Below are 18532 nucleotides of genomic sequence, written 5' to 3'. Positions count from 1 at the left end.
AGGACGAGGCGCCGACGTAGACTGCCGCGCGTGCGCATCTTCAGCGGGATCCAGCCGACCGGGCGCAAGCACCTCGGCAACTACATCGGTGCGATCCGCCAGTACGTGGAGGGTCAGGAGCGCGGTAACCCCGCGATCTACTGCATCGTCGACCTTCATGCGATCACCGTGCCGCACGAGCCGGCGGCGCTGCGGCGGTCCGTCTACGACACCTTGGCGCTGCTCTTGGCGGCCGGCTTGGACCCGGGCCGCTCGATCCTCTTTCGCCAGTCCGACGTGCACGAGCACACCGAGCTCTGCTGGCTGCTCTCGGCGGTCACCGCGTACGGGGACCTCACGCGGATGACGCAGTTCAAGGAAAAGTCGCAGCGGCAGCGGGAGCTGGTCTCCGCCGGGCTCTTCTTCTACCCGGTGCTGCAGGCAGCCGACATCCTCGCGTACCGCACCGAGGAGGTGCCCGTCGGTGACGACCAGCGCCAGCACCTGGAGCTCACCCGCGACATCGCCGAGCGCTTCAACCAGCGCTTCGGCGAGGTCTTCGTGGTGCCGCGGCACCGGATCCCGCCGGTCGGTGCGCGAATCATGGACCTCCAAGACCCGACCAGCAAGATGTCGACGACCGCCGAGTCGACCGCCGGCGTGATCTTCATCGACGAGGAGCCCGACGAGATCCGCCGCAAAGTGCGCAGCGCGGTCACCGACCCGGGTCGGGAGATCGTGCGCCGCCCTGACAAGCCGGGAATCTCGAACCTGATCGAGATCATGGCGGTGGCGCGCGGCGTCGAACCCGAGCAAGTTGAACGCGAGTTCGAGGGGCGTGGGTACGCCGAGTTCAAGCAAGCCGTTGCCGAGGCGATCGTCGAGTTCCTGGCTCCCGTGCGGCAGCGCTACCGCGAGCTGCGCGGCGACGAAGCGGCGCTCGAGCGCACGCTCGCCGAGGGCGCCGAGCGGGCGCGGGCGATCGCTGCCGAGACGCTCGCCGACGTGCGCGCGGCGATGGGTGTCGGCGCTCCGGTCCGCCAGCCGGTCTAGGCTCGCCGGGATGCAGCTCGCCGCCTTCGACCTCGAGCTCGAGGCGTTCGAGGGTCCCTTCGACCTACTGCTCGCGCTCGTCCTGCGCGAGGAGCTCGACCTACGCGACGTCGACCTGGCCGACGTCGTGGTCGCCTACGTCGATCACTTAGAGCGGGCCGAGCAGCTCGATCTCGAGTCGATCACCGAGTTCCTGGTGCTGATCGCCGCCCTCTTAGAGCTCAAGTCGCGACTGCTGTTGCCGGTCGCCGAGGAGGACGGCGAAGAGGAGCAGCTGACCGCCGAAGAAGCTGCTGAAGAACTGTTCGCTCGCATGCTCACCTACGCCCGCTACCGCAAAGCGGGCGAGTGGCTGCGCGCTCGGCTCGAGCAGCAGGCAGGCTTCCGTTTCCGGTCCGCGCCGCTGCCCCTGGAGCTGCGCCGGGTAGCGCTCGAGACGGCGACCCCCGTCTACGACCCGGAGCTCTTGGCGCGCGCGATCGGCCAGCTTTTGCGCACCCCGCCGCCGATCGACATCTCCCACGTGCGACGGCCGGTGGTGCCTGTTACCGAGCGGCTTCGGCACCTGCGCGAGCTGTTGCGCACTCGCTCCGTGTTCTCGTTCGACGAGGCGGTGCGGGGCGCCGACCGGTTGACGGAGGCAGTCACGCTGTTCGCTCTGCTCGAGCTCTACAAATCCGGCGAAGCGGTGTGGGAGCAAGAGCAGCCGTTCGGTCCGATCACGGTGCGGCGTTTGCGGAGTGCGGGGCAGGACGCATGAGGATCTCCGAGCTCGCGGCGCAAGTCGAGGCGCTTTTGTTCCTATCGCCGGACCCGCTCTCCGCGGAGGCGATCGCGGAAGCCTGCGAAGCCACCGAAGCCGAGGTGCTCGCGGCGCTCGAAGAGCTCGGCCGGGCGCTCGAGGCCGGCGGCCACGGGCTTTCGCTGCGGCGCCTCGCCGGCGGCTTCGCGCTCGCCACCAAGCCAATGGCCGAGCCCGCGGCGCAGCGGCTGTTCGCGCAGCCGCGGACACCGCCGTTGACCCAGGCGCAAGCCGAGTGCCTGGCGATCGTGGCCTATCTGCAGCCGGTGTCGCGCCCGGAGATCGCGCGTATCCGGGGCGTCGCCTCGGACTCCGCGGTAGCGACGTTGGTGGAACGGGGGCTCGTGGAAGAAGCCGGGCGCTCGCGTTTCGGGGCCGTGCTCTACCGCACCACGCCGCTGTTCGAGCGACTGTTCGGACTGGAGGCGATCGATCGCCTGCCGGACCCCCATCGCTTCGACCCGACGCCCGAGGAGCAGGGGGAGCTGCGCGAACGCCTGCTACGCGCCGGGGAACAGCGGACCGGTGGCTAAGCCCACGTGACGGTCGGTGCCGAGCTTCCAGCAGCAAGTCCGGGCGCTCGAGTCTTGGCGGAACTTTCCCTTGCGCACACGGCTCGACGCGAGCGACGGGCGGCGCGTGCTCGTGACCTTCGACGATGGACCCGATCCCGCGCCCGACGCCACGCCGCTGATCCTCACGGAGCTCGAGCGCTCGCGCGCGCGAGCGCTCTTCTTCTGTGTCGGTGAACAGGTGCAGCGGGCGCCGCAGCTGGCGCAAGAAATCGTGGCGCGTGGCCACCTCGTCGGCCTGCACGGGCACCGTCACCTGCGGCCGGGCGCTTTGCCGGACGCTGGCGCCGAGCTCGAGCAGGCGCTCGCCGCGTTCGCGGCCGCGGGGCTCCCGCGGCCGCGCTTGTTTCGACCACCCTACGGCGAGCTCACTGCCCCGCTATCCGAGGCTGCCGCCCAACTCGGGCTCGAGACCATCGGCTGGTCAGCGTGGGGCCTCGATTGGGAGGAGGTCCCTGCGGCGCGCATCGTCGAGCTGGTCGCGCGCGACCTGGCACCGGGCGCGATCGTGCTGCTCCACGATTCGGCGCGCTACGCGCCGCGCCGCTCGCCGCGCGCGACGGCGGCCGCGATCGCTGGGATCTGCGCCCGCGCGCGGGCGCTCGGCCTCGAGCCGGAGCTGCCGCCGTCGCTAACTGGGGACGGCTGAGGGGCCGACGTCTCGCCGCTAGCGGTCGTGCGCGCCGCCAACTGCCCGCAGGCGGCGGCAATGTCGCGGCCGCGCGTGACGCGGACGGTCGCGCGCAGGCCGTGCTGCTCGAGCGTGCGGCGGAAGGCCTCGATCGCGCGACGGCTCGATCCCTGGTAGGGCGCGTCGGTTGGGTTGTAGGGGATCAAGTTCACGCAGAAGGCCTCGCGTGGGCGCAGCAGCTTGGTCAGCTCGAGCGCCTGCTCGTAGCGGTCGTTGACGCCGGCGAGCATCAGGTACTCGATGAACACCTGGCGCTTGCGGCGACGCCACCAATCGCGGCAGGTGGCGAGCACTTCCGCTAGCGGGTAGCGGTCGTTGATCGGCATCAGCTCGCTGCGCAGCGCGTCGTTCGGTGCGTGCAGGGAGAGCGCCAAACGGACCGGCGGCCCCTCCCGCGCGAGGCGCTCGATGCCCGGCAGCCACCCGACCGTCGAGATCGCGGTGTGACGGTGCGAGATACCTAGTTCCGGCAGTCGCTCGCAGGCAGTGAGCACCGCGTCGAGATTCAAAAGCGGCTCGCCCATGCCCATGAAGACAGCGTGCGTGGGCTGTTCGCGGCGGCGGAAGTGCAGCGCTTGATCGAGGATCTCCCAGCTCGTCAGGTTGCGTCCGAAGCGCATGCGGCCGGTCTGGCAGAACGTGCAGGTGAGCGGGCACCCCGACTGACTGGAGAGGCACAGCGAGCGACGGCCGTCGCGGTAACGCATCAGCACTGCTTCCACCGGCTTGCCTTCGTGAGTGTGGAAGAGGGCCTTCTCCGTGCCATCGGCCGCTCGTGCCTCGGCGACCAGCGAGAGCGTCGAGAGCGGCAAGCGCTCAGCTAGCTCGCGCCGAAGCGCGAGTGGCAGGTCGGTCATCTGCTCCCAGCTACTCGCGCCACGGGCCAGCCAACGCCACACCTGGCCGACCCGGTACGGCGGCTCGCGGAGCTCAGCGATCAGTTCTGCCAGGCGATCAAGATCCACGGCGCGAGTGTGGCACGCTGACGTGCGTGCGACTCGCGAAGTACCTGGCGCATTGCGGGGTTGCGTCGCGGCGGGCGAGCGAGGAGCTCGTACGAGCGGGCCGCGTAACGATCGCCGGCGAGGTCGTGCGCGACCCGGCGCGCGCGGTCACGGACGGGGAGGAGGTGCGCGTCGATGGGCGCCTCGTGCGACCCGAGCCGCTCGAGGTGTGGGCGCTCAACAAACCGCCTGGGGTGCTTTCCACGGTGCGCGACACCCACGGTCGCAAGACCGTGGTCGAGCTCGTGCCCTCGCGCAGGCGGCTGTACCCGGTCGGGCGCCTCGACGCTGACTCGACGGGCTTGTTGCTCTTGACCAACGACGGCGAGCTCGCCGAACTCGTGATGCACCCGCGCTACGGGGTCGAGCGCGTCTATCACGTCCGCGTCGAGCCGCCGAGGTTCGGGCAGCGGCTGGTTGAACGCCTGCAGCGGGGTGTCGAGCTTGAAGACGGCCCCGCCCGAGCGCTGCGCGCTCGGGCGATCGGCCGCGGCAGGCTCGAGATCACGATGGGGGAGGGCCGCAAACGCGAGGTGCGGCGAATGTTGGACGCGCTCGGCTACCGCGTGGTCGAGCTCGAACGCGTGCGCATAGGGCCGCTCACGTTGCAGAGCCTCGGTCTCGCTCCCGGCGAGTCGCGCCGTCTCGGCACCCGTGAGATCGACGCGCTGCGCCGTGCAGCGCTGCGCCCCCGCAGGCGCGCGGGGCGTTGAGGGGCGCACTAAGCTCGCTGGCATGAGCGGGATCGATCCGGGGGCGCGGATTGGGCACGTCCATCTCAAGGTCGCCGACCTCGAGCGCTCGATCGCCTTCTACCGTGACGTCTTGGGCTTCAGGTTGAGGCAACGCTTCGGGCCGCAGGCGGCGTTCCTGGCGGCCAACGACTACCACCACCACATCGGGCTCAACACCTGGGAGAGCGCAGGGGGCAGCCCGCCGCCCCCCGGGTCTGTGGGTCTCTATCACTTCGCGATCCTCTTCCCGACCCGTCGGGCGCTGGCGCAAGCCGTAGCGCGCGTGCTCGCGCACGGTTGGCCGCTGGTTGGCGCTTCCGATCACGGCGTGAGTGAGGCGGTGTACCTGGAGGATCCCGACCGCAACGGCATCGAGCTGTACTGGGACCGGCCGCGCGAGCTGTGGCCGACCACCCCGGACGGTCAGGTCGCGATGTACACGCGCCCGCTCGATCTCGGCGATCTGTTGGCGCTGGCCGACGGCGGCGCCGGGGTGCCGCTCTGAAACAATCGCGCGCCGTGAGACTGCGGGCTTTGCGCGGCGCGACGACGGCGACCGAGAACAGCGCCGAGGCGATCCTCGAGGCGACTGAGGAGCTCCTGCGCGAACTGATGGAGCGCAATCGGCTGACGCCGGAAGATCTCGTGAGCTGCATCTTCACCTCGACCCCCGACCTCGACGCCGAGTTTCCGGCTGTGGCGGCTAGGCGCCTCGGCCTCGACCGCGTGCCCCTTTTGTGTGCCCAGGAAATCGACGTCCCGGGCGCCTTGCCGCGGACCGTGCGCGTGCTCGTGCACTGCTATCAACCGGTCGAGGTGCAGCCCCAGCACGTTTACCTGCGCGAAGCGGTCGCGCTGCGGCGCGACCTGCAGGCCGCCCAGTGAGCCAGATGACGATCGAGTTCAACGCCCGTCTCGAGAGCATCCCGTACTACCCGGCCGCCGATGCGTACGGCGACGGGCGCGAGTTGGTGTTGCTGGCTTCCAACGAGACGCCGTTCACCCCGGCGCCGGCGGTGCGCGAGGCGATCGTCGCCCGGATCGGCAGCCTCAACCGCTACCCCGACCCCGAAAAGTCCGAGCTGCGCGCGCGGATCGCAGCGCGCTGCGGCGTCGACGCGTCGATGGTGACGGTCGGCAACGGCTCCTGCGAGATTCTGTTGGCGGCCGCACAGGCACTGCTCGAGCCCGGCGCCGAGGTGGTCTTCGCTTGGCCGTCGTTCTCTGTTTATCCGCAACTGGCGGCCTTGACCGGTGCGCGTGAAGTGCGGGTTTCGCTCGACCGCGAGCAGCGTCACGACCTGGCAGCGATCGCGCGTGAGGTCACCGCGGCGACCCGTCTCGTGCTCGTCTGCAACCCCAACAACCCGACCGGAACCGCCCTGCCGGTGGCGGCGATCGACGCCTTCGTCGCGGAGGTACCGCGCCACGTGTGCGTGATCGTCGACGAGGCCTACGTCGAGTTCTCGACGCTGCAGGACCCGGACGAGTCGATCGACCTTGTGCGACGCCACCCGAACGTCGTGCTCTTGCGCACGTTCTCGAAGGTCTACGGCCTCTGCGGACTGCGCTGCGGGTACGCGATCGGGCCGGAGAGTTTCCGCGTCGCCTGCGAGAAGGTGCGCCAACCGTTCACCGTCAACGCGCTCGCCCAGGCCGCGGCGACGGTCGCAATCGACCTCCAGGAGGAGGTCGAACGGCGGGTCGAGCAAACCGCCGTTGAGCGCCTGCACGTCGTCGAGGAGCTGCGTGCGCGGGGGCTCCCGGTGGCCGACAGCGAAGCCAACTTCTGTTGGGTCGGTCTCGGCGGACGCGACGATCGGCTGGTCTGCGACGAGCTCGCGCGGCAGGGGGTGATCGTGCGCGCGGGCAGCGCTCTCGGCGGGCCCGGGCACTTGCGCGTCACGTTCGGGACCCGCGATGAGAACGAACGCTTCCTCGACGCGCTCGATGCGGCGCTGGCGGCGGTACCGGCGGCGGACGCCTGAGCGCCGGGTGTCGCGGCGACGCAGCGCGTCTGCTATCCATAGCTCAGACATGGCAGGCGCGCTCAAGCCACGAGCTCTCTCCACGACCGTGACGGCGGTCGTGCGCTCGGGTCTCGGCGCGCCCGCTGGTGCGCGCGCTCTGCGTGCCCGCTACGCGTACTACTGGCGATTTAGCTAGGCGTCCGGCGCCCAAGAGGTCTTGCCCGCGCCAGCCGGACGCCGCGAGCGGCCGTCGGCCGCACGAAGCGGGCGAAAGGGTTGCGAGAGCGCAGCCGACGTAGTCTTCGAGCAGGCCAGGAGGCAGCAACGGATGATGATCGTGATGAAAGAGGGGGCGACCGAGGCACAGATCGCCGAGGTCGTCGAGCGGGTGGAGTCGGTAGGCGCCCGCGCGCACGTCTCGCGGGGCGAGTTCGTGACCGTGATCGGCGCGGTCGGTAGTCACGACGACGAGGTCGCGGGGCTCGGCTTGGAGGATCACCCGGCTGTCGACCGCGTGGTGCCGATCCTGCGTCCCTACAAGCTTGCGTCGGCGCAGTTCCGTCACGGCGAGCCCACGGTCGTGGAGGTCGAGGGCCGGCGGATCGGGGGCGATCACTTCGCGGTGATCGCCGGTCCCTGCACGGTCGAGTCGCGCGAAACGATGCTCGAGGCGGCACGCGCGATGCGCGACGCGGGGGCTCACCTGCTGCGCGGCGGCGCCTACAAGCCGCGTACCTCGCCCTACTCCTTCCAGGGGCTCGGTGAGGCGGGCCTCGCGCTGCTTCGCGAGGCGAAGGAGGAGACAGGGCTGCCGATCGTTACCGAGGTGATGGACGTGCGCGACGTCGAACGCGTGGTCGAGGTAGCGGACGTTGTGCAGCTCGGTGCCCGCAACATGCAGAACTACAACCTGCTGACCGAGGTCGGTCGTGCGGGCAAGCCCGTACTGCTCAAGCGTGGCCTGGCGGCGACACTCGACGAGCTCCTGATGGCCGCTGAGTACGTGCTCAAGGAGGGCAACCCCAACGTCATCCTCTGCGAGCGCGGGATCCGGACCTTCGAGTCGAGCTACCGCTTCACCCTGGACATCATGGCCGTGCCGGTGCTTAAGGAGCTCACCCACCTGCCGGTGATCGTCGACCCGAGTCACGCGGCTGGACGGCGTTCGCTGGTCGAGCCACTGTCTTTGGCGGCGGCCGCAGCCGGCGCCGATGGCCTGATCGTCGAGGTCCATCCGAACCCCGATGCGGCGGTCTGCGACGGGCCGCAGCAGCTCCGCGCGGAGACGTTCGCCGAGTACCTGAAACGGGTCGAGCAGGCCGCCGAGCTCGCCGGCAAGGTGATTCAGGCGGGCGTCTAAGGGGCGTCCCGTGGTCGCGCGGTGAGGATCGGGGTTCTTGGCGTCGGCCTGATCGGAGGGTCGATCGGCCTCGCCGCGCGCGAGCGCGTGGAGGGCGCGCGGGTGTCCGGGTGGGACCCCGATCCGCAGGCGCTGGAGCGGGCCCTTGAGCGCGGCGCGATCGATGTCGCCGCGCCGACGGTGGAAGCGGCGGTGGCTGACGCCGAGGCGTGCTTTCTGTGCGCTCCGGTCGGCGCCTTGGCGGCTTTAGCCGAGCGGGCGCTCGCGGCGGCGGGCGCCGAGTGCGTGGTCAGCGACGTCGGCTCGACGAAGGCGCCGCTCGCGGCCGCCGCTCGCGACGAGCGCTTCATCGGCGGGCACCCGATCGCGGGGGCCGAGACGGCGGGGGTCGAGCATGCACGCGGCGACCTCTTCGACGGGGCGATCTGGTACTTGACGCCGATGCCCCACAGCTCCGGCATCCTCTACGAGCGCTTGCACCGCTTGCTCAAGGCGTTCGGGGCGCGTCCGGTGGCGATCGAGGCGGAGCGTCACGACCGCCTGATGGCAGCGCTCAGTCACCTCCCGCACGTGCTCGCCAACGTCTTGGTCGGGCAAGTCGTCGCGGCCAGTCAAAGGGAGGGCGAACCGATCCCCGCGATCGCTCCCAGCTTTCGCGACGCCACCCGTGTCGCCGGTTCCAACAGCGACGTCTGGGTGGATATCTACCTCGCCAACCGAGCGGCGATCGCTAAGGAGCTCGAGCGTACGAGCGCCGCCCTCAGCGAGGTGGCGAACGCCTTGCGCGCCGGCGATGAGGCATGGCTGCGCGACTGGAATGAGCGGGCACGCGCCGCCCGCAAGGAGCTCGTCGAGCGTGATCTCGCGGAGGGTCCGTTGCACGAGCTGGCCTTCGTGGTGCCGAACCGTCCCGGCGTCGTCGCCCAGGTGGCGCTCGCGCTCGGCCGAGAGGGTGTCAACATCGCCGATATGACCCTCGCGCCGGCTCCCGACATGCGCTCCGGCTCGATCACCCTGTGGATCGCCGGTGACGAGCCTGCGCGGCGGGCGCGACGACTGATCGAGAGCCTCGGCTTCGCGGTCGCCGAGCGGTGAGGGGTAGGCAAGCGGTGGGCGAGCGACGGTTCGAACCGGTGGGTCCGCTGCGCGGCGAGTACCTGCCACCCGCCGACAAGTCGATCTCCCATCGCGCCGCGCTACTGGCCGCGATGGCGGACGAGCCGGTGGTGATCCGTAACTACCTCGACGCTGCCGACACGCGCTCGACCCTCACGGCGCTCGAGCGGCTCGGTGCCGGCATCGAGCGGCGCGGCGACGAGCTCGTCGTGCGTGGCGTCGGGTTGCGGGGGGCGCTGGAAACGACCGGCGGACTGCTCGACGTCGGCAACTCCGGGACCTTGATGCGCATGCTTCCCGGCTGGCTTGCCGGTCAGGCGGGGCGCCGCTGGACGATCGACGGCGACGCTTCGATTCGTCGACGCCCGGTTGACCGCATCGCCGAGCCGCTTGGGCGGATGGGCGCCCAGATCGCAGCGCGCGAAGGGCGCTACCCGCCTTTCACGGTAACCGGCGCGCAGCTCCGTGGCATCGAGTACGACCTGCCGGTCGCGAGCGCACAGGTCAAATCGTGCGTGTTGCTCGCCGGGCTTTTGGCCGAGGGGGTGACGGAGGTCAGCGAGCCGGTACCGAGTCGCGACCACACCGAGCGTTTGCTGGTGCGCGCCGGCGTGCCCTTTGAGCGTCGCGGTCGACGGCTGCGCGTGTGTCCGGTGGACGCGCTCGAGCTCGAACCGATCGCGGTTCCTGGCGATCCCTCTTCCGCCGCCTTCGTGATCGCCGCCGCGTTGCTGGTCCCAGGGTCCAGGATCGTCGTGCGGGGCGTCGGCCTGAACTGGACGCGCTGCGGTTTCCTCGCGATCGCCGAGCGGATGGGCGCCGTGATCGTCGGTTCCCGCGAGCCGGAAGGCTCCTTCGCACCGGAGGAGCCGGTCGGCGAGTTGGACGTCGCCGCCGCGCCGCTCGAGGGCACGACGGTGGCGCCCGAGGAGGTGCCGTTGGCGATCGACGAGCTGCCGCTGGTCGCGTTGCTGGGCGCTTTCGCCGACGGTGACACGGTTGTGCGGGGGGCGGAGGAACTGCGGATCAAGGAGTCCGATCGGATCAGTGCGGTCTGCGAGAACCTGCGCGCGCTCGGCGCGGAGATCGAGGAACTGCCCGACGGGTTCGTCGTTCACGGCACCGGAGCGCCGCTGCGCGGCGGTGTCGTCGACGCGCGCGGCGACCATCGCTTGGCGATGCTCGGCGCGATCGCCGGGCTCGCTTCGCAAGCTGGCGTCGTGGTGCGCGGGATCGACGCGGCTGCCGTGTCCTATCCGGGGTTCGTCGACGACCTCGCGCGCCTCACCGCAGCGTCCGCCTAGCGCACGGGTCCCTACGCTTGGCGCGATGGTCGTTGCAATCGACGGTCCCGCCGGTGCCGGCAAGAGCACGGTCGCGCGCGAGCTCGCGCGCAAGCTTGGCTTCCGTTATCTCGACACCGGTGCGATGTATCGGGCGGCCGCACTCGCTGCCGAACGCGCGGCTGGACGCACGCCTGCGCAAGCCGCGCGCGAGGCGACCATCGAGCTGACCGATGACCGCGTCCTCCTGAACGGGGAGGACGTGACGGAGCTTTTGCGTCGACCCGAGACCGCTGAGGCGGCCTCGCGGATCGCCACCGATCCCGAGCTGCGGGCGGTGCTGGTGGAGAAGCAGCGACAACTGCTGGCGCAAGGCGACTGGGTGGCCGAGGGCCGCGACGTCGGCACCGTTGTCGCCCCGGGTGCGGATGTCAAGGTCTTTCTCGTAGCCGACGCGTTGGAGCGAGCACGGCGCCGCGCATTCGAGCTCGGACGCGACGTCGACGCGGTCTTGCGCGAACAGGAGCTGCGCGACCGCCGCGATGCCGAGCGCCCGCATTCGCCGCTGCGCGCCGCCGACGGCGCGGTCGTGATCGACACCACCGCGCTCTCGATCGGCGAGGTGGTCGAGCGGATCGCTGCGCTCGTCGAGCGCGCGCGCCTCGCTCGCTCGGCGACCCGTAAAGACGGAGGTGTCGCTAGTGGTTGACGAGCGAACGCCACTGTCGGCGCCGCTTCGCGCCGAGCCGGTGCGCGCTGAGCAAGCGCCCAACAGCGGCGCGCCGGCGCTCGCCCGCGTTGCCGTCGTCGGCTTCCCGAACGTCGGCAAATCGACGCTCGTCAACCGCCTCGCCGGGGTGCGCGAAGCGGTCGTCGATGCCCAGCCCGGGGTTACGCGCGACCGCAAGGAGCTGCCAGCAGAGTGGCGGGGCCGTCGCTTCCTGCTGGTCGACACCGGTGGCGTCGACGAGCGCGACGAGGGCGAGATCCAGCGGCAGGTGCGTGCCCAGGTGGCGCGGGCGCTCGAACAGGCCGACTTGGTGCTGCTCGTGTGCGACGCGCGCGCCGGCCTGCGGCCGGGCGACGTGGAAGCCGCGCGCGCCGTCTCCCGCTCCGGGCGGCCAGCGTTGGTCGTCGCCAACAAGGTCGACGACCCGCGGCAGCTCGGTCTCGCTCAAGAGTTCTGGGCGCTCGGGCTCGGCGAACCGCTGGCTGTCTCGGCCGCCCACGGGCTCGGCACCGGCGACCTCCTCGACCAGGTCGTCGAGCTGCTGGAGCGCAGCGTGGGGGATCGCGAGCGCGACCAGGCGGGGAACGTCGGTGAGTCGGCGGCCGCAACGCCGCCGGCGGAGGACCTGCGCCGTGTCGCTTTGATCGGGCGCCCGAACGTCGGCAAGTCGTCGTTACTCAACCGCCTGGTCGGTGAAGAGCGGGTGATCGTCACACCGATCGCGGGAACCACCCGCGATCCGATCGACAGCGAAGTCGAGTTCGAAGGGCGACGCTTTGTTCTCGTCGATACCGCGGGCATCCGGCGCCGCGGGCGAATCGACGAGCCGGTGGAGTGGTACGCACGCTTGCGCGCCGAACGCGCCGCTCAGCGAGCCGACGTCGCGATCGTCGTCGCGGACGCGCGGGAGGGCGTCACTGCCGACGATCTACGGATCGCCGAGCTCGCCATGCGCTCCCACTGTGCGACCGTGATCGCGCTCAACAAGTGGGATGTCGCGACCTGCGACCTTGAGGAGGTGAAGGCCCGCGTGGCGAGCCGCTTGCGTCAGCGCCCGCCGGTCGTGCCCGTCTCGGCGCTCACCGGGCGTGGGCTCAAGCGCCTGGTGGCGCTAGCCCTGGAGCTCGCAGAGCGCGTGCACGAGCGCTTGCCGACGCCGGCTCTCAATCGCCTGTTGAGCGAGACCTTGGCGCTGCGGCAGCCCCCGGCGGTGCGCGGCAAGCGGCTGCGCGCCTACTACTTCACGCAGTACGCGACCGCGCCGCCACGCTTTGCGCTCCAGGTCTCGGACAAGGGGCTGGTAGCGCGCGACTGGATCTTGTTCCTGGAGAATCGCCTGCGCGAGCGCTTCGGCCTCGAGGGCGTACCGCTGGTGATCGACTTGCGCGAACGCGGCGAGCGCAGCGCAGCCGCCGAACGCGGCCGCCGCCGGGTATCTTGAGATCCAGGCGATCGCGGGGCGGTGCCGCTTCGCGCGATCGCCGGGGCCGCGGCCGCCGCCCCCGCGTCTCGGCCTGCGGTTTGGCCCCCGCCAACGGCGGCAACCCGTCAGACTTACCGAGAAGACCGAGCCCAAGTCGGATATCCACGGAGAGCAGATGCGTCTGAGCGAGAACGAGTTCCTGTTCACTTCTGAGTCGGTCACCGAGGGCCATCCCGACAAGATCGCCGACCAGATCTCGGATTCGGTGCTCGATGCGGTGATGGCTGAGGACCCGCACGGCCGTGTGGCCTGCGAGACCCTCGTCAACACGGGGCTCGTGATCATCTCCGGGGAGATCACGACCGATGCCCACATCGACTTCGTCGAGATCGCGCGCGAACGGATCCGCGAGATCGGCTACACCGACGCGGCCTTCGGTTTCGACTGCCACACCTGCTCGGTGCTGTGCGCGGTCGACAAGCAGTCGCCGGACATCGCTCAGGGTGTCAACCGTGCGCTCGAGGCGCGTGGTGGAGAGGCCGACGAGTTCGATATCGCCGGTGCCGGGGACCAGGGCATGATGTTCGGCTACGCCACGCGTGAGACGCCAGAGCTGATGCCGCTACCGATTCAGCTCGCCCACACCCTCGCGCGCCGGCTGGCGGAGGTCCGCAAGCAGGGGGTGGTGCCGTACCTGCGTCCCGACGGTAAGACCCAGGTCACAGTTCGCTACGTCGACGACCGACCAGTGGAGATAGTCAAGCTCCTGATCTCCACGCAGCACGCCGAAGGCAAGGACGCCGAGCGGGACATCAAGCCCGACCTTTGGGAGCACGTGGTGTTGCCGGTGCTCTCGGAGCGCTATCAGGACATGTTCGACGAGGCCGCGCTCAAGCGCTCGTTCCTCGTCAACCCCACCGGCAAGTTCGTGATCGGTGGTCCGATGGGCGACTGCGGACTGACCGGCCGCAAGATCATCGTCGACACCTACGGCGGCATGGCTCGCCACGGCGGCGGTGCGTTCTCCGGCAAAGACCCCTCAAAGGTCGACCGTTCCGCCGCTTACGCGGCTCGTTACGTAGCGAAGAACGTGGTCGCCGCCGGTCTCGCCGACCGCTGCGAAGTGCAAGTGGCCTACGCGATCGGTGTTGCCCGTCCGGTTTCCTTGATGGTCGAGACGTTCGGCACCGAGCGGGTTCCGAAGGCCCGGATCCTCGAGCTGATCGACGAGCACTTCGACCTGCGGCCGATGGCGATCCGCAAGCACCTCGACTTGCACCGCCCGATCTACCGCAAGACGGCTGCCTACGGCCACTTCGGACGCGAAGAGCCGGAGTTCACCTGGGAGCGCACCGACAAGGCCGATCTCCTGCGCGAGCAGGCCGGGCTGGCATCCGCCAGCGCCGACAGTGATCAGCAGGGCACGCGCGCTCTGGCTCGGTAGCTGAGTCCGTTCTCGTCGACCGCGCTAACCGCCACAAGCCGCTGGCTGCGGTTCGCGCAGGCGACTGAGGAGAAGTAGCCGACGCTGCGTTTCGTCCCCGCTACGCGGGCCTGTCCGAGCACGCGCCGGAACTTCCCGGTCAGGCTCTTCACGACGATCGAGAGGCCGGCTATGTGTCGCAGCTCCGGGGGCACCGTGAACTCGATGCCGCTCGCCGCTTTGCCGCCCAGGCGTGGCCTGATGAAGTTGGCCACGAGCACGTTGCGGGGCAGCGCGGCCACCGGGCAGCGCGACCGCTCATTGATGTCCAAGCGGATCGCTAGGCCGCTGCCGAGGTTGTAGAAGGTCGAGAAGATGCGGCAGCTCGGCGTCGTCGCGATCGGGTCCTTGGGAGCTCCGTACCAGATGTCGACGGTGCCGGTGCCGACGCGCGCCGACTGGCAGCGCCGCGCGTGGTCGGCAGCCGCGGCTTTTGCCACGGAGCAGCTCGGTAGCACCCGAGGGTAGACGCGACCACCCTGGATCACGATGCGGTAGCGCTCGAACGGTGCCGGCAGAACACCGCCGGGTGGATGAACCTCGACACGGAACGAAAGATCCTTCGCGAGCGGCCGGGTCGGGCTGCCCGCGCCGAGCGGCAGCCCCCGGCCGTTGATCGTCAACAGGTTGTCCTGGGCACTGACGGCGGTCGTCGCGCCCAGCGCCGCCGCGAGCGTGGCCGCGCTCACCAAGAGCACCTTGCGACCGCGCGGCGATGCCGCTTTACGGGTACCGGCACGTCGAGAACCTATGAGCATCGACTCCTCCTCACGCACTACCAAGGCACATAACACTGTTCCATGTCTCATCGAACATGTCAAGACTATCCCGTTCGCCGAAAAGAGCGGGGGGCCCGGGCGTAGCCCGGGCCCCCCGCGGCAGTAGCTGCTTCTGCGGCTCGCACCGCGCTGTGGCCGGTGCGAGCCGCCGACGCTTGGTCTCAGCAGCGGGTCTTCTGTTCGGCGACGGTTGTCTGCCCCGCCTCGGAGGTGAAGACCACCTGCACGTAGCGCGTCGTCTTGTTCGCGCAGGCGATCGAGCCGATGTAGGGGACCCTGCGCTTGCGCCCGTTGATCGTCACGGTGCGCACGATCCGGTTGATCGTCGACTCCACGTAGCGCACCGAATTGTCGAGACCGGGGAGCGGACGCAGCAGGTTCGGCGGAACCGTGAACTTGAGGCCGGACCCGGGCTTCCCACGCACCCGCGGCTTGGTCCAGCGCGCCTCGATCGACTGGCCGATTGGGATCACGCACTTCATGCGTGGATCGGTCGCCTCCGGGCTGCCGTCGAGCCTCAGGGCGATGCCGTAGCCGAGGTTGTACATCGTCAGGCGCAGGTTGCAGGTGAGGATCTCCGGTCCGTTGAGATCGGCACCGGGCGGGGCGGTCGTGTTACGCACCCAACCGAAGCCGACCTTCGCCTTCCGACAGGCGGCGTCGGCCTTCGCGAACTCTTTCGCATTCGCCTGCTTGATCGTGCACTTCGGGAAGTACTTGGCGAACTGCGTGCCGCCCTGAATCCGGAACTCGTAGCTCTTTACCGGGCTCGGCTGCTTGCCGTCGTCGGAGTCGACTTGGTAGCCGATGAAGAGCTTCTTTGGCAACGGCTTGGCGGGCGAGCCGGCACCGTACGGCGTGCCCTTCCCGAACACCTTGTACGTGTTGGCCGCGTACGCGACGGCGGCGATCGCAAGCAGCGCCACGCACGCCACCAGCGCGCCTAACGCAAGCCTTCCTTTCGGTCGCATTCCACTCCTCCTTGGGGTCTTTCGAGCAATTGGCCAGGGGGTCTTGTGGGTACAACACCCGTGCCCGGCGCAAGTAGCGGTGACACCGGATCGAGTGCGGTTGGTCACACGACCATCGCGCTCCCCCGAACGCGACGGTCGCCCTCGGACCGGACCGCATCCTAACGGCCGTAGCGGCGCTCGCGAGCGCCCGGCGCAGCACTCGCTCAGCGCGGCGGCGGCCCAGAACGACTGACCGACGCGGCCTTTACCGTCCTCCGAGATGCGCGCCAGCAGGCGAACTCCCGTGGACCGCGAGGCCGGGACTGTCGGCGAGCGCGCCAATAACCGCGAGCGGCCAGCGCCGGTCACCGCACCTGCCGAGGCAGTGATCGCGCGCGTTTACCCGCTGCTCTCCACCCGTGCCGTCGATCGTCCCTTCGACTACCTGGTCGACACGTTTGTGGGCGGCGATGCTGGCGAGCTCGGGCGCGGCTCGCTGCTAGTCGTCCCCTTCGGCCGCGAGCGGGCGATCGGCGTCGTCGTCGAGCTGCTGCGCGAGAGCGAGTTGCCCCGTTCGCGTCTGCGCAGACCGCTGGCGCTGCTCGCGGAGTCACTCCCGTCGAGCCTCGTCGAGCTCTGCCTATGGCTTGCCGAGCGTTACTGCACGACACCCGCCCGCGCTTTCGCGCTGGCGCTGCCACCGGGACTGACGGCGCGGGCGCGTAGGCAGGGCACGGCGCGGCGAGCGCTGCTCGAGCTCACGGAAGCCGGTCGCCAAGCGTTAGGGGCGGCGAACCAACGTCTAGGGGCGCGCCAGCGTGAGCTGCTTGCGGCGCTTGCCGACGGCCCGCTCGCCACCGAGGCCCTTGCCGAAGCCGGTCTCGCGGCGACGCGGGAGAGCCTGCGACGCTTGGAACGGCGAGGTTTGGTCAGGCGGCGCCCCGTGGGAACCGTCGCACTAAGAGGCCGGGGAATCGCCGTCGGTCGACTACTGCGCGACGCCGTGCCGACCGCGGCCCAGCGAAAAGCGCTCGAGGTGATCGAGGCGCGCCTTAGCGAACCGCAGCCCGCGCCGCTGTTGCTGCATGGCGTCACCGGTAGCGGCAAGACCGAGGTCTATCTGCGCGCAGCCGAAAGCTGTCTCGAGCAGGGACGGTCGGTGATTGTCCTGGTGCCGGAGATAGCGCTTGCGCCGCAGACCGTGGCGCGCTTCGAGGCGCGCTTCGGCGACGCCGTGGCGGTCCTGCACTCCGGTCTCGAACAAGCCGTCCGGCGCGGCGAGTGGCAGCGCCTGCGAAGCGGCGCTGCGCGCGTCTGCGTGGGTGCCCGCTCGGCCCTCTTCGCCCCGTGTGAGCAGTTGGGGCTAGTGATCGTCGACGAAGAGCACGACGACGCCTACAAGCAGCAACAGGACCCTCGCTACGACGCCCGCCGCGTCGCCGAGGAACTGGCGCGGCGAGCGGGCGCGCTGCTTCTCGCCGGCAGCGCGACCCCGCGCGTCGAGAGCTTCGCGCGGTGGCAGCGGGTCGCTTTGCAGGAGCGCGCCGACGGCTCGCGGCTGCCGCCGGTCGAGGTCGTGCGGTCGGAAGCCCATGGACGCCTGGCCCAGGCCGCGATCGACGCGCTCGAAGAGGTGCGCACGCGGCGGGCGAAAGCGATCGTGCTGCTCAATCGCCGCGGCTACGCGCCCTACGCGGCCTGCCGCTCCTGTGGTCGCGCGCTTGGATGTCCGAACTGCGACGTTGCCCTCGTTTGGCACCGCGCTGTGCGGTTGCTGCGCTGCCACCATTGCGGTTACGCGGAGCGACCAACTGGTCGCTGCCCGAGTTGCGGGTCGGTGTCGCTAGTTCTCGGCGGCGCTGGGACCGAGCAGCTGGAGCAGGCGCTGGCGGCGCTCGTCGACCCCTTGCCGGTGTTCCGTCTCGACGCCGACACCTCCGCCGCCACCGGGCCGGCGCGCGTGCTCGCGGCCTTCGAACGCGCGGAGGCGGGCGTGCTGTTAGGCACCCAGATGGTCGCCAAAGGCCACGACTTCGCGGGCGTCGAGTTGGGTCTCGTGGTCGCCGCCGACGCGGCCTTGGCGCTCCCCGACCACCGCGCCCAGGAACGGGTCTTTCAGCTGGTAACGCAGCTCGCGGGTCGCGTCGGCCGCGGCAGCCAACGCGGGCGCGTGATCGTGCAGGCAAGCGATCCGCAGGCCCGGGCACTGCGCTACGCTGCGCGCCACGACGCCGACGGTTTCGTAAGCGAAGAACTGGAATGGCGGCGAGCGCTCGGCTACCCCCCGTTCGTCGAGCTCATCGAGATCGAGCTGGGGAGCGCGACCGCTGGCGCGGAGCTGGCGGCCGCTGAGCGCGTCCGCAGCGAGCTCGCGCAGGCCGGCGTAGCGGCGCTCGGTCCGGCCCCGCTGTTCCGGCGCGCCGGCAAGTTCCGCGCGCGCCTGGTGGTCAAAGCCGAACCGCCGGCCGAGCACAAGCTTCAAGCGATCCGCGAGGTCGTCGCCGAACTTGCGCGGGCGCGTGCGCTCGGTGAGGCGACACTGGTGGTGGACGTCGACCCGTGTTGAGACGCACCGTTGCCGGCCCGTGAGTGGGCGTGCC

General features: G+C 70.2%; 19 protein-coding genes. 16 read left to right on the top strand and 3 right to left on the bottom strand.

All coding sequences use genetic code 11. The features are described from left to right. The first annotated feature begins 30 nt into the window (after window positions 1-30). The 4 genes from trpS to BLW41_RS09415 are packed head-to-tail and all read left to right on the top strand — an operon-like array spanning window position 31 to window position 3055. The gene (gene trpS / locus BLW41_RS09430; protein ID WP_093118482.1) at window positions 31-1032 is read left to right on the top strand and encodes a tryptophan--tRNA ligase; all 1002 of its coding nucleotides are present in this window, start codon (window positions 31-33) and stop codon (window positions 1030-1032) included. Window positions 1033-1042: 10 nt separating this feature from the next. Next, window positions 1043-1792 carry a segregation and condensation protein A gene (locus tag BLW41_RS09425; protein ID WP_093118480.1) on the top strand — a complete coding sequence of 250 codons (750 nt, stop codon included), beginning with the start codon at window positions 1043-1045 and terminating at the stop codon, window positions 1790-1792. Further along, window positions 1789-2367, top strand: a complete 579-nt coding sequence (scpB, locus tag BLW41_RS09420; RefSeq protein ID WP_093118478.1) for an SMC-Scp complex subunit ScpB — start codon at window positions 1789-1791, stop codon at window positions 2365-2367. Before BLW41_RS09425 ends, scpB begins: the two co-directional genes overlap by 4 nt. A 16-nt stretch (window positions 2368-2383) precedes the next feature. Beyond that, window positions 2384-3055: a polysaccharide deacetylase family protein gene (locus tag BLW41_RS09415; RefSeq protein WP_093118476.1), complete on the top strand. Its 672-nt coding sequence runs from the start codon at window positions 2384-2386 to the stop codon at window positions 3053-3055. Here the strand turns inward: BLW41_RS09415 and rlmN are convergent. Continuing rightward, complete coding sequence (rlmN, locus tag BLW41_RS09410; RefSeq protein WP_093118474.1) at window positions 2938-4062, bottom strand: dual-specificity RNA methyltransferase RlmN; 1125 nt, start codon at window positions 4060-4062, stop codon at window positions 2938-2940. The two genes, BLW41_RS09415 and rlmN, sit on opposite strands and share 118 nt — an antisense overlap. A 26-nt stretch (window positions 4063-4088) precedes the next feature. Here rlmN and BLW41_RS09405 point away from each other — a divergent pair, with 26 nt between their 5' ends. The 11 genes from BLW41_RS09405 (at window position 4089) to metK (ending at window position 14161) form a co-directional block, all read left to right on the top strand. Then, on the top strand, window positions 4089-4814 hold the full coding sequence (locus BLW41_RS09405) for a pseudouridine synthase (protein WP_093118472.1): 726 nt from the start codon (window positions 4089-4091) through the stop codon (window positions 4812-4814). Between the two features lie 22 nt (window positions 4815-4836). Then, window positions 4837-5340 (top strand): VOC family protein, encoded by a 504-nt coding sequence (locus BLW41_RS09400; RefSeq protein ID WP_093118989.1) that lies wholly within the window; start codon window positions 4837-4839, stop codon window positions 5338-5340. 14 nt (window positions 5341-5354) lie between these two features. Continuing rightward, window positions 5355-5720: a chorismate mutase gene (aroH, locus tag BLW41_RS09395; RefSeq protein WP_093118470.1), complete on the top strand. Its 366-nt coding sequence runs from the start codon at window positions 5355-5357 to the stop codon at window positions 5718-5720. Between the two features lie 5 nt (window positions 5721-5725). After that, the gene (gene hisC / locus BLW41_RS09390) at window positions 5726-6823 is read left to right on the top strand and encodes a histidinol-phosphate transaminase (protein WP_093118987.1); all 1098 of its coding nucleotides are present in this window, start codon (window positions 5726-5728) and stop codon (window positions 6821-6823) included. A 49-nt stretch (window positions 6824-6872) separates the two neighbouring features. Further along, the gene (locus BLW41_RS11405) at window positions 6873-7001 is read left to right on the top strand and encodes a hypothetical protein (RefSeq protein WP_281231685.1); all 129 of its coding nucleotides are present in this window, start codon (window positions 6873-6875) and stop codon (window positions 6999-7001) included. Between the two features lie 132 nt (window positions 7002-7133). Next, on the top strand, window positions 7134-8165 hold the full coding sequence (gene aroF, locus BLW41_RS09385) for a 3-deoxy-7-phosphoheptulonate synthase (RefSeq protein ID WP_093118468.1): 1032 nt from the start codon (window positions 7134-7136) through the stop codon (window positions 8163-8165). Window positions 8166-8186: 21 nt separating this feature from the next. Beyond that, window positions 8187-9260, top strand: coding sequence for a prephenate dehydrogenase/arogenate dehydrogenase family protein (locus BLW41_RS09380; protein WP_093118466.1), 1074 nt, complete (start codon window positions 8187-8189; stop codon window positions 9258-9260). A gap of 14 nt (window positions 9261-9274) precedes the next feature. After that, complete coding sequence (gene aroA / locus BLW41_RS09375) at window positions 9275-10585, top strand: 3-phosphoshikimate 1-carboxyvinyltransferase (protein ID WP_093118464.1); 1311 nt, start codon at window positions 9275-9277, stop codon at window positions 10583-10585. Between the two features lie 25 nt (window positions 10586-10610). Beyond that, window positions 10611-11273: a (d)CMP kinase gene (cmk, locus tag BLW41_RS09370; protein WP_093118462.1), complete on the top strand. Its 663-nt coding sequence runs from the start codon at window positions 10611-10613 to the stop codon at window positions 11271-11273. Continuing rightward, window positions 11257-12735 carry a ribosome biogenesis GTPase Der gene (gene der, locus BLW41_RS09365; RefSeq protein ID WP_177169450.1) on the top strand — a complete coding sequence of 493 codons (1479 nt, stop codon included), beginning with the start codon at window positions 11257-11259 and terminating at the stop codon, window positions 12733-12735. Before cmk ends, der begins: the two co-directional genes overlap by 17 nt. 157 nt (window positions 12736-12892) lie before the next feature. Beyond that, a complete protein-coding gene (gene metK, locus BLW41_RS09360; RefSeq protein ID WP_093118458.1) occupies window positions 12893-14161 on the top strand; it encodes a methionine adenosyltransferase in 1269 nt (422 codons plus the stop codon). Here metK and BLW41_RS09355 read toward each other — a convergent pair. Further along, window positions 14131-14958 carry a hypothetical protein gene (locus tag BLW41_RS09355; RefSeq protein ID WP_143038682.1) on the bottom strand — a complete coding sequence of 276 codons (828 nt, stop codon included), beginning with the start codon at window positions 14956-14958 and terminating at the stop codon, window positions 14131-14133. The genes metK and BLW41_RS09355 overlap by 31 nt on opposite strands. A gap of 182 nt (window positions 14959-15140) precedes the next feature. Next, window positions 15141-15950 (bottom strand): hypothetical protein, encoded by an 810-nt coding sequence (locus tag BLW41_RS09350; protein ID WP_143038681.1) that lies wholly within the window; start codon window positions 15948-15950, stop codon window positions 15141-15143. A 262-nt stretch (window positions 15951-16212) separates the two neighbouring features. Here BLW41_RS09350 and priA point away from each other — a divergent pair, with 262 nt between their 5' ends. Next, window positions 16213-18498, top strand: coding sequence for a replication restart helicase PriA (gene priA / locus BLW41_RS09345; protein ID WP_093118452.1), 2286 nt, complete (start codon window positions 16213-16215; stop codon window positions 18496-18498). Window positions 18499-18532: the final 34 nt, after the last annotated feature.

The organism is Thermoleophilum album (genome assembly GCF_900108055.1).
Lineage (GTDB): Bacteria > Actinomycetota > Thermoleophilia > Solirubrobacterales > Thermoleophilaceae > Thermoleophilum > Thermoleophilum album.
Note: the sequence above shows the minus strand (reverse complement) of the source record. Positions and strands in the feature narration are given on the sequence as shown.